The organism is Phormidium sp. CCY1219, from assembly GCF_035615515.1.
In the GTDB taxonomy this organism is placed as follows: Bacteria; Cyanobacteriota; Cyanobacteriia; order Cyanobacteriales; family Laspinemataceae; genus CCY1219.
Genome location: NZ_JAJENT010000387.1, coordinates 1 through 11,053, shown reverse-complemented (window position 1 = coordinate 11,053; position 11,053 = coordinate 1). Strand labels below are relative to the sequence as shown.

Below are 11,053 nucleotides of genomic sequence, written 5' to 3'. Positions count from 1 at the left end.
GCCTTTTGGGGCTGTGTTCCTTGCCCCGCTTACGTTTCGGGCATTTACCCTCCACTTTTGCGGGAACGAATCGCACTCGAGCAATTGATTATAAGCCTCTTCCTGCTTTTCCAATTCAATCATCTGCGGATGTTGAGGCCGGAAATTTTTGCTCAGCAGTTCCCGCTGGGACTCGATTTGATGCAGAGAGGCTCTTAACTGGGCGATAATCGGGTCGGCACTCAGCGCTTGCGACACATAGGCTTGATCGGCGCTCATTCCCAAGCGCTGTTCCAAACTGATAATTTGTCCTTCAATTCCCTGTAACTGTAGCTGCAATTGCTCTTGCTGGTTTTGCGCCCCAACGATCGCCCCCGCCAATCCCCCACTTTTCGCCGCCAAAATCGGCACCGCTTCTTCCCGTTCAAACTCTTCGAGGGCCTGTTCTGCGGTTCTGAGATCCTCGAGCGCCTCGGGCACCCTTTTCTCGATCGCCTCGATCATCCTTCGCAACGCCTGGGTGTTCACGAGGCGGCTTTGCTCGATCATCGCTTCCATCAGCCCTTCGACGATCGCCTGGGCTTTCTCGGGCGTTTCGTGGGTATAGGCAATTTCGACTATCCCCCTATCGGGGCGATTTTTCAGCGAAACCCGCCTCCCGATGTTCCTCGGCTTTTCATTCACCTTTTCGCTCACCGCTTCAAGCACGTTTTCCGCCAAAAGAATTTCTTCTGGCAGTTGTTTGCCCTGCTCTTGAATTTCACTTCCCGTACTTGAAAAAATTACCGAGGGGGTCGTATAACCGAGCACGCCTTTCGATCTATAGCTCACCGATGGCGGTGGCTGCATCGCCACCAATCCCGATGCCCCCACAGCCAGGATAAACGCTGCAAATCCAAACCATTTGTATTTGCCAAAAGCGATAAAATAACGTTTGAGAATTGGTGGAGCCATGATAATTCACCTTAATCAATTTAAAGATTTTATTGAACTAATATCGATGCAAATTACGCGCAAAAGAGTTTATTTAATCCATACATTGACTCTTTAAACAAATCTTGATAGCGCTTTTAATCTCAATGAATACTGCCCGGTTTTGATGCCCGAGAGGTAATGACAAATTCTGATTACGGACTTCACCCAAATAAAACCTGCGATAGATAATCCTCTGATTTTTTCACCACCACTGCTAAAAGATTTATTGCCAGAGTTTGTCCAGTTAGTTATTCTCATCATCATTATCATCGCCCCCAGGACCAAATAACAGAGTAGCGCTATCGCGCAGAGAATCAAAAAACAGTAAAAAGCCGAGAACATCCCGGAAAGGTTGGGTAAAGGTATTGAGAGAATAGGTGATTTTGCTAACCAGATTGCGACCGATGACAATCACATCGTTATTTTGCAAGGGAACATTTTGCGAAAGGTCGCCCATCAGCAACTCTTTGGCATTAATTTCTTGAGTAACGGCTTCCCCCTGTTCCGGGTCGAAGCGCACCAAAGCGATGCTGTCAAGATCCGCAGTAGCGAGAGGAATGGTATTGACAATATCGGCAAAAGTCGCGCCATTGCGGATGGGAACCACATTAATCCCTCCTCCAGGATAACTTAAAATGCGGATGAGGATCTGCTCTTGGGCCAAGGTAGAGCGCGAGACCAAGAAGCGATCGTAATATTCATCCGTACTGCTATCCACCTTCGGCACGAACAACACATCTCCATTGGCCAAACGCAGATCCGGGAGAGGTTTGCCGGTTTGCAGAGGGGTGTACAGGTCTAGATTTTCTTCCGTTACCGTGCCATTTTCTAGCACGCGGCGCACGCGAATTTCCCGCAGATCGGCGCTGGAATTAATGCCCCCGGCGAGCAACAAGGCATCGGCGACGGGACGGGGTGACGGAGGGAGGGTATAAAATCCCGGTTGTGCCACTTCTCCGAGGACGCTGATATTCACGGGAAGCGGTGCGGCTAAGGTGGATTCAGAGACTAACGTGCTGTTATATTCCCCCTGTTCGTTTAAGGACAATTTGGGGACGATTACCAAGTCGCCATTGCCGAGACGCAGATCCGGGAGGGGTTGGCCGGTTTGCAGGGGGGTGTAGAGGTCCACAATTTCTTCGCTCACCCGCCCATTGGGAAGTACGCGACAGACGCGCAGCGATCGCAAATCCGCCCCCGGGGTCGCACCGCCTGCGGTTTGCAAGGCGGTGGGAATCGGACGCGGCGAGGGAGCCAGCACGTGGAACCCGGGCTGTGCCACTTCTCCGAGTACCGTAATCGACACGGGTTGTCTGGCGGCGAGGGTGGAGTTCGAGACCAGGGTATTGTCGTATTCTCTAGCGGCTTCTAAGTCTTGGGTGGGCACGATCACCACATCACCATTCCCCAGGCGCAGGTCTGGGAACGGGGTGCCATTTTGCAAAGGCGCGAGCAGATTGACCGTTTCTTCGCTAAACCTGCCGTCGGGAAGTAGGCGGCGCACCCGCACCGATCGCAAATCGGCGGCGGGGGTACTTCCGCCTGCGGTTTGCAAGGCGGTGGAAATCGGATTGGGCGAGGGACCGAGCACATGCAACCCCGGAAGGCTGACTTCGCCGAGGACGGTGATAGCCACCGGTTGGGGAGCGGTTAAGGTGGAATTGAAAACGACGGTGCTGTTATAGTTGCGGGCTTGTTCTAAAGTCAGTTTTGGCACGATCACCACATCGCCGGTGCCTAGGCGCAGATCGGGGAAGGCACTGCCGGTGAGCAGGGGGGTGTACAGATCCACGATTTCTTCGCTGATGCGACCATTGCTGAGGACGCGGCGCACTCGCACGGCTCTCAGGTCGGCGGTGGGGGTAGAGCCGCCGGCTAATACCAGGGCATCTTGCACGGGATTTACTGAGGGGGGCAGGTTATAAAATCCCGGGCGGGTGACTTCGCCGAGCACGCGGATAGCTACTGCTTGCGGAGGGGAGAGACGCGATCGCGCGACTAAATTATCCGGTTGTCTCTGGGTTAGCTCGATTTTCGGCACGATCAGAATATCCCCATCTTCTAACAAGAACCTCGGCGGCGGACTCCCGGCTTGCAGGGGTTGCAGAAGGTTTATCCGTTGCTGCAAAAACCTTCCATCCCCCAAGGGACGCCGAACCAACACGGATCCCAAATCGGCGGCGGGAGTGGTGCCGCCTACGTTGGCCAAAACGTCGGTCACGCGGGCGGTTTGGGCGGGAAAGGTATAAAACCCGGGTTGGGTCACTTCTCCGGTGATGGTGAGGTTCACCGGACGTTGCGCCACTAAGGTGACGTTGACGCGCGGATCGACTAAAAACTCATTTAACCCGGTTTGCAGGGTTTGCGTGGCTTGCTCTAAGGTTAGCCCCTGCAGGTCCACCGGCCCGATGAGGGGAAGTACGATTTTGCCTTGGGGGTTGAGCGCTTGCGCGCCGGTGACGTTTTGATAGGGTTGAACGTCAATAAAGATTTGGTCTCCAGGGGCGAGGGTGTAAACTTGCGGCGGAAACTGCGCTACGGGAATGACGTTTGGGGATTGCAGATCCGGTGGCGGTGTGGCTGGTGCGGCGGGTATGGGAGGTGTGGGGGGTGGTACCACCGCTGGCGGGGGTTGCCCGATCGCTCCTGGGGGTCTCGGGGGCAGGGGTTCCGGACCGGGAGATTCTAACCCCTGGCGCAGGGCGGGTGCTGGCATGGATTGCACCGTGGGGCAATAGGTGGTGGGCGCTGTGGATGACCTGGGGCTGTCCGCTGCGGGTTGCTGGGGAGGTTGCGGCGGGGACTGCGGAATTTCCGGCAGGGTTTGCGCTCTGGCACTGGAGGCTAGTGGATGAGCCTCTAGACTCCACAACAGTGCGGCGATCGCTAACGTCGAGGTTCCCCCATGAAGGCTGGCAAGGGTAATGGCGATCAATTGAAAATTGCGGCGAAAGAAAAAGTCCAACATCTGCACGTCCAAACCTACAGCGAATTGCTACGGGCAAAAAATCGAAAAGCAAGCTGGCGCAGCGCCAGTATTTTTCTAATTATTCATGCTAAATTCTTGATTTACAATTCCTCCATTTGCCGATTTTAACTAACAGTCACTTGCGGCTAAAAAAACCTTTCCACGGGAGCAAATTATGCCACGGATTTTGAATTTTCTATTGCTTCATTCTGACTTTTCAGTGCTTAATTTCTCATAAAATGGGCCGCTCATCAATGCCGCTTGCACTTGTTTGCCCAGTGCTTTGGCGCGGGGTCGCACGGTTTCTAGGTCTCCTAAGGGTTCCATTGGCAGGATAATGCTGGCGGCAACCCAGGGAATGCGATTGCGCTGGAACTGGGCGAGGCGATCGCGCCAAAACCAACTCGCGGGTGCGGCATTTCCCCCGGTGGGCCAAGCATACCACTGCGCCACTGCAAAAGTTTGGCCATCGCTTCGACTCCGGAAAAACAATGCTTTGACTCGCGCAGTTTGCGCCATGTTTTTCGGTAAGCGATCGCGGGAAGCTTCTAACCCCTGCATTACATCGTCTTTCTCCACTGTAAATTCCAGGGAACCATAATAATCCGTGGTCCATCGCCAATACCCATCAATATCCATCCATTCCACCTGCGGCCGATCCATCGCGCCCTTTTGATTGAACAGCAGCAGCATGGCTTGATATCCCTCCTGGTTTTCCACATCCTGACGCAGCCATTTTTGACCTCCCACAGAGAGGATCTGACGATTTAGCGTTTTCCATCCCGGGATATCTAGTCCGCTTTCCTGAATCGTTTTGATTTGCTTCAGGTTGGCCACTTCCGGTGGCGACATCCAGGACCATTTCCCCGTAATATACCCCGGAACGGCTCCCACTGCTAAAATCGCGATCGCAAACCCCAGCAATAACGCTCTGGGTAAAGAATAATTGTGCAGTAATTTAGACAGGTACATAACCCAAATTCTCTTGATGGAGTTTTTCTTTTCTCGGCGTCTAGTGACGGTGGCACCCAACTCTTGATGCGCGATCGCCCGCATCGACTAAGACATTTCGGCTGATGAACCATCATCAAAATAGTCCACCAGCCATTCTATCCCCGTGAGTAACGGAATTAACAGTCCTAACATACAAGCTGAGTACAAATCCCCTCCCCATCCTTCATGCAGCCAGTGAAAAATCTGTTCTTGACTGGTTCCGTGAAAAAAGGTCAGCAGGGTATTGCGGATAATATTGCCGAAGACGCTGAGCACTACGGTACTGCCTAAAAACAGAATCGTTTTGCTTCGCGATGCCAATGCCCCGGTCCAGTACAGTAACATTAAGGCAACATAAAGACTGGTTAGTAGCATTTTTAATCCGGCACAGTGGGGGGCAACTTCTACGATTCTTTGATTCACGAACAGGTAAATCCCTTCTACGGTGACGTTGATTCCTAAGTGGGAAAGGATAAAGCCGGCAAAGCCTGCGATAAAACTTTGTAGCGGTAGGGTATAGGGAGCGATTAAATAAGGTACTTCTGTGGGGGTGGCAAGTAATACCAGTAATAGGGGAAAGGCTTCTACTTTTAATCCGGGCAATCCTTTGAGCCACAAACAAGTGCCGGCGAGTACCAAGGGAAAGGATAAGTTAACGAAATCCGGCAATCCGGTGAGATAGAATACTCCCCCGATGAAGAGCAAGAGGGCACCGAGAGGATGAGGGCGATCGCTTAAGCGATGCCAGCGCTTGCGAGTGTCGCTCCAAGCAATATAGGCGGCAAATGGCAAACCAATCAATCCGTGACTGAAGTATTCATGTTCTAGGCTGATGCTTTTGTTGAGCCAACCATCGTACCAATGGAGAATTAATGGGGCGTAGAGAAGCGCTAAAATTCCAATCAGAATCCAGATGTAGTTGCGTTCGATGACTAAGGGTAATCTGCGCCCGATTTGCATGATTCAACCTCTTTCAAGGGTGGATGTTACAGGGGGAATAAGGAAGGAGAAAGGAGCGTTCTTCGATTTTTTTCGCTCAATCAACTGCGGATTTAATCGCATCAACCACTTGCTCGATTTGGGTTTCTTGCAGTCCCGGATACATGGGTAAGGAGACAATCTGCTCGCAAAGCATTTCGGCGTTGGGAAATTGTCCGCTTTTGTACCCTAAATGCAGGTATCCCGGTTGCAGGTGACAAGGCAAGGGGTAATGAATACCGCTTTGAATCCCTAGGGAGGCCAGCTTTTCTTGGAAGGTGGCTTTATCGATCGCGCACTTGTCGGTGACGCGAATCACGTAAAGATGATAAACGTGACCGGAACCGCTGCAGTTGCGAATCGGTACGATTCCTTTCTCTTGCAAGGGTTCGAGCAAGGCATCGTAGTGCTGGGCACAAGCATATCTGGCTTGGTTCCAGTCTTTTAAATAGGGTAACTTGGTTTTCAGAATCGCCGCCTGGATGGTGTCGAGACGACTGTTGGTTCCGAGTTCGGTGTGGCGATATTTCTGGGGCGCGCCATAGTTTCGCAAGGTTCGCATTTTTGTGGCAATGGCTTCATCTCGCGTCACCACCATTCCCCCATCTCCAAAGGCACCGAGATTTTTGCTGGGGTAGAAACTAAACCCGGCAGCGATTCCCACGGATCCGGCGGTTTTTCCCTCTCGGTGGGCGAGATGCGCTTGGGCGGCGTCTTCAAAAATCAGCAAATTGTGGGCATTGGCTAGGTCTTGCAGTTGTGCGGGGGAAACCAGTTGCCCGTACAGATGCACCGGCAACAGCGCCCGGGTTTTGGCGGTGATGGCTTTTTCGGCGGCGTTGAGGTCGAGTAAGGCGGTGTCTGGGTCGCACTCTACCAGGATTGGGGTAGCGCCCGCGTGCAAGACGCCGATGAGGGTGGCAATAAAGGTGTTGGCCGGTAAGATTACTTCGTCTCCCGGACCGATGCCACAGGCATTGAGTCCCAAGGCGATCGCATCGGTCCCGCAGGCCACTCCAATCCCATGCTCCACGCCACAAGCCTTGGCAAACTCACTCTCAAATTCTCTCAGGGCTTGGCCTAAGATAAAATCTCCTCGGTGCAACACCTCCTGAATGGCTTGTTCGATCTGGGATTGGATCGGTTGGTGTTGCAGATTGAGGTCAACAAATGGAACTGTCACTGGCATGAGATTGATTACCGTAATTTATAAATTGTGGCAAGTTGCCGGTTGCTAATGGCTAATCTGCGGCTTCACAAGCTGGGGATTAGCCTTCCCCTGGGGTTTGGGGCGGGGCAATCCCCAAACACCGACTTTCGGCTGCGGGATGTCACCCCCTAAGATCTAGTTATGCGGGATTGACAGCAAATTGGGTAGGTTTAATTATGAAGAGTTTGTAAAGCTTTGGCCGGGCGATCGCCCTTTTCCTCGGCTTGACTCTCGCCCCCAAGATGAACTCTTTCTCATGTTTTGGGCGATTTGCTGATAAAAATTCTCTGGTTTCCCCTCACCCCTACCTTGACTCGAACTGCCGATCGCGTTCCAAATCCTAGGCCATAACCCTTCCATCGATTGGGTAATAATTATACAGGTTAATGCAAATTTACAATAATTGTCAAACCCAATTGAAACGTGATTCTCAATTGCCATCTGTTAAAGCGATGCCAAAATAAAAATTAATCAAGACTTAACAAGCGCTGAGAAAACTGCACAGAAAAGTGTGACGCCGATCGCAGCCTCAGCTAGAGCTGTCGCCTAGGGTAGAATAGAAGAGAAGTTCCGATCCCCCGCCTGCTTGGGTTGAATCAATCCCACCCGGATTTCCACCCCAAACCACTAGGGGCGATGTCTCCCTCGGAAAATCCCCCGCTCAACTGGAACAACGGAGAACCCCTTTTACTCCCTCGAGTTTTGCTCGAAGGAAAACCAAACAATCCCTCACGAGGTTGAACAATTCTTTTTAGCGGTCGGAAGCGATCGCATTTCAAAATCCAACCGCTTTGTTTAGGGTTCCGGTTTTGCATGAGATATTCGGATTGACAGGCGCAAGCAAACTAATGGGGCGATCGAAAAGCCCCCGTGATGCCCCAGCCACCCCCCGATTCTCAGATAAACTTCCTTTGTTGAGTCGCGCCTTCTTCTCCCAAAGCCGCTCAGTTCAAAACCAAGATAAAATCCATGCCATCACAAACGAGTTGCATCTATTACCTGTTGTGGCTGGCGACCCTGGCGATCGCCCTAACCGCAACCATCAAACCGACGCGATCGCAACCCATTGTTCCCAACGGCGATACGAACACCAGCGTTACCCAAAATGGGAACGAGTTGGAAATTACCGGCGGCAAACAATCGGACAATGGGGCGAATCTCTTCCATAGTTTCGAGCAATTTGGCCTAAACGAAAATCAAATCGCCAACTTTGTCTCGCATCCCAATATTGAGAATATTCTCGGTCGCATCAACGGCGGCGACCCTTCAATTATTAATGGTTTAATTAAACTCACCGGGGGCAATTCTAACTTATTTTTAATGAACCCGGCAGGTATCGTCTTCGGTTCGGGAGCCAGTTTAAATGTACCCGGATCGTTTATGGCTACCACCGCCGATCGCATCGGATTACAAGAATCCTTGGGGGTGCGCTGGTTTTATGCCAGCGGAGAACATAACTACGCCGATTTAATCGGCACCCCCAATCGTTTTGCCTTTACCATGCCCGAACCGGGGACAATTCTCAACGCCGGAAACCTATCCGTGGGACAAGGACAAGACTTAACCTTGCTCGCGGGCACGATTCTCAATTTCGGCACCCTCTCCGCAGGGGGACATATCACCGTTGCTGCAGTTCCGGGAGAGAGTTTGGTGCGAATTAGCCAAACCGGACATCTGCTGAGCTTGGAGGTGGAAAACTATAACTGGGAAGGAATCCGCCAAAACCCCAACCAAGGCTTCCCTATCGAACCGCGTTCTCTGCCTCAATTGCTCACCGGCCCGGGGGGAACTCATGCCACGCAAGTGCAACAAAACGAGGATGGCACCTTGACCCTGAGCGGTTCTGGGATGGAAATTTCCGCCGGGGATGTGGTGACCACCAATGAGATGACGGCGAGTACCGGCATTGTTTTAGGGCGCGATCGCCTCATCGCCCTCGCCAGCGACGTGCAAACTGACGGCATCTTACACCTAGAAGCGACGGAAACAGTGCAGTTGCAAGAAATGGAGGCGGGGGCGGGCAGTGCCACCATTCGCTCTCGCGGCGAAATCGCGATCGGCGAGAGTCAACTGCATATCGATGGCAATCTGACCCTAGACGCCGAGGAAACCGTGCAATTCCACGATAGCGAAGCCCATCCCCTGCAACTAGACGCCGGGGGCAATGTGGAGATTCGCGCCGCTAATGGAATCGAAATCGATCTGTCCAACCACTCCCAGTCCCAGTGGCAAACCCAGGGCAATTTAAGCTTTTTCAGCGATGGCATCATTGCCCTGAATGGGGTTTTCCACAGTGGCGGTCATCTTTCGATTCTCGATACTTCCTCAAATCCCACCGCCTTCACCAGTGCAGATGGACTCACCCTCAACGCCCAAGGCGATGCCATCGGCGGGGACTATAGTGGCGTGTCCCTGAAAATTGAGACCGATGGTAAAATCCAGACCGGTGACATTGAAATCACCGCATCGGAGACTTCCACCACTGGCGAGTCTCCCTCAACCGAATTAAGTCTCGATTCCGAGAGCAATATTCTCGTGGGAGACCTAACCCTGGAGGCGTCGGAAACTCCCCTCACCGCTAGAGCAACCCGGGAGATTCAAACAGGGCCGATCGCGTCCCAGGGCGGCAATATCTCCCTCACCAGTGGCGAGAATCTGCAGGCGGAGGCGATCGCGTCCCAAGGCGGCAATATCTCCCTCACCAGTCTCAATGGCGCGATCGCTACCCAATCCCTGGATGCCTCTTCTACCTCCCAAACCGGTGGCTCCATTTCTTTAACCGCCCCCGATTCCATCACTCCCGGCAATCTCACCACCAAGGATAACTACATTCGCCTCGATGGGCCGATCGCCCTCACCGACAGTCGGACATTTCGCACCCTCACCGCCGATTCCCCCGCCGATACCGGGGGCAATCTCACCATCACCGGTACCATTAACGGCAATTTTCCCCTATCTCTTGACACCGGCGCAGGTGATGTGGTAATAGAAGAAAGCATCGGCAACGAAACTCCTTTGGCCCGTTTGTCCGTTCGCGGCAACAATATCTCCTTTCATTCCCGGGTAGTCGCCGAGGGCGAAATTGCGATCGCCGCCACCGGTACCGCCAACCTGCGGGAGTCTCTGCAAACCCGAGGTGAGCGCGTCCAAATTTCCGGGGGCGGATCCGTCAGCAGTGCAGACATCCGCACTCCCGGTGGCAATATCGAACTCGATAGCCAAACCAGTCAGATTACCACGGGCAATTTAAACAGTTCCTCCGATAGTGGCGATGGCGGTGATGTGGGGGTGCGGGCAGAAAGCGGGATTTCCAGTGAGGCGATCGCCACCGATTCCACCATCGGGAAGGGCGGCGATGTCACCCTCACAAGCAATCGCAACGATATCGAAATCACCTCGATTAACGCCGAAGGCGAAACCCAAGGCGGCAATGTGGCGATCGAAACCACCGGTGCAGTACGGGCGATCGGCTCTTTTACCGCCAAAAATGGCGTGGAAGCAAGTATCTCCACAGCAGCAACCGAAGGCGGCGCGATCGCTATCCGTCACGGCGAAACCACCTTTGAAATCGGCGACGCCAATCAAGATGGCACCCTCTCTAACGGCACTACTGCCGCCATCACCACCGGATCCGGCGACACCTTGACCACCGGACAAACTTTATCCCAACCTTCCATTCAACTCAGTGCCATTCCCACCGAACAACCCGCACAATCCGAAGAAAGCGACAATGCCGAAAACGACACCGCCAGCGAGTCAGAACAAACCGACAATTCCGACAATTCCGAAAACGACACCGCCAGCGAGTCAGAACAAACCGACAATTCCGACAATTCCGAGAACGACACCGCCAGCGAGTCAGAACAAACCGACAATTCCGACAATTCCACCCCAGAACAACCTACCGAGTCAGAACAAACCGAAAATTCCGACAATTCCACCCCAGAACA

At 53.0% G+C, this 11,053-nt stretch carries 6 protein-coding genes; 1 reads left to right on the top strand and 5 read right to left on the bottom strand.

The genetic code is table 11. The annotated features are described in order from the left end of the window. The 5 genes from LKK83_RS07670 to LKK83_RS07650 all read right to left on the bottom strand — a co-directional run. The coding region (locus tag LKK83_RS07670; protein ID WP_442957293.1) for a GumC family protein at positions 1-933 on the bottom strand (933 nt) is incomplete at its 3' end. Between the two features lie 265 nt (positions 934-1,198). After that, positions 1,199-3,922, bottom strand: a complete 2,724-nt coding sequence (locus LKK83_RS07665; protein WP_324630440.1) for an SLBB domain-containing protein — start codon at positions 3,920-3,922, stop codon at positions 1,199-1,201. A gap of 204 nt (positions 3,923-4,126) precedes the next feature. Next, positions 4,127-4,894, bottom strand: a complete 768-nt coding sequence (locus LKK83_RS07660) for a cyanoexosortase B system-associated protein (protein ID WP_324630439.1) — start codon at positions 4,892-4,894, stop codon at positions 4,127-4,129. An 87-nt stretch (positions 4,895-4,981) separates the two neighbouring features. After that, entirely contained in the window at positions 4,982-5,875 is an 894-nt protein-coding gene (gene crtB, locus LKK83_RS07655; protein WP_324630437.1) for a cyanoexosortase B, read from the bottom strand. A gap of 76 nt (positions 5,876-5,951) precedes the next feature. Continuing rightward, a complete protein-coding gene (locus LKK83_RS07650) occupies positions 5,952-7,082 on the bottom strand; it encodes a DegT/DnrJ/EryC1/StrS family aminotransferase (RefSeq protein ID WP_324630436.1) in 1,131 nt (376 codons plus the stop codon). A 990-nt stretch (positions 7,083-8,072) separates the two neighbouring features. Here LKK83_RS07650 and LKK83_RS07645 point away from each other — a divergent pair. After that, the coding region (locus tag LKK83_RS07645) for a two-partner secretion domain-containing protein (protein WP_324630435.1) at positions 8,073-11,053 on the top strand (2,981 nt) is incomplete at its 3' end.

Coding starts and splice junctions, on each gene's coding strand:
- LKK83_RS07665 (WP_324630440.1), bottom strand. CDS start 3,922: ATGTTGGACTTTTTCTTTCGCCGCAATTTTCAATTGATCGCCATTACC.
- LKK83_RS07660 (WP_324630439.1), bottom strand. CDS start 4,894: ATGTACCTGTCTAAATTACTGCACAATTATTCTTTACCCAGAGCGTTA.
- crtB (WP_324630437.1), bottom strand. CDS start 5,875: ATGCAAATCGGGCGCAGATTACCCTTAGTCATCGAACGCAACTACATC.
- LKK83_RS07650 (WP_324630436.1), bottom strand. CDS start 7,082: ATGCCAGTGACAGTTCCATTTGTTGACCTCAATCTGCAACACCAACCG.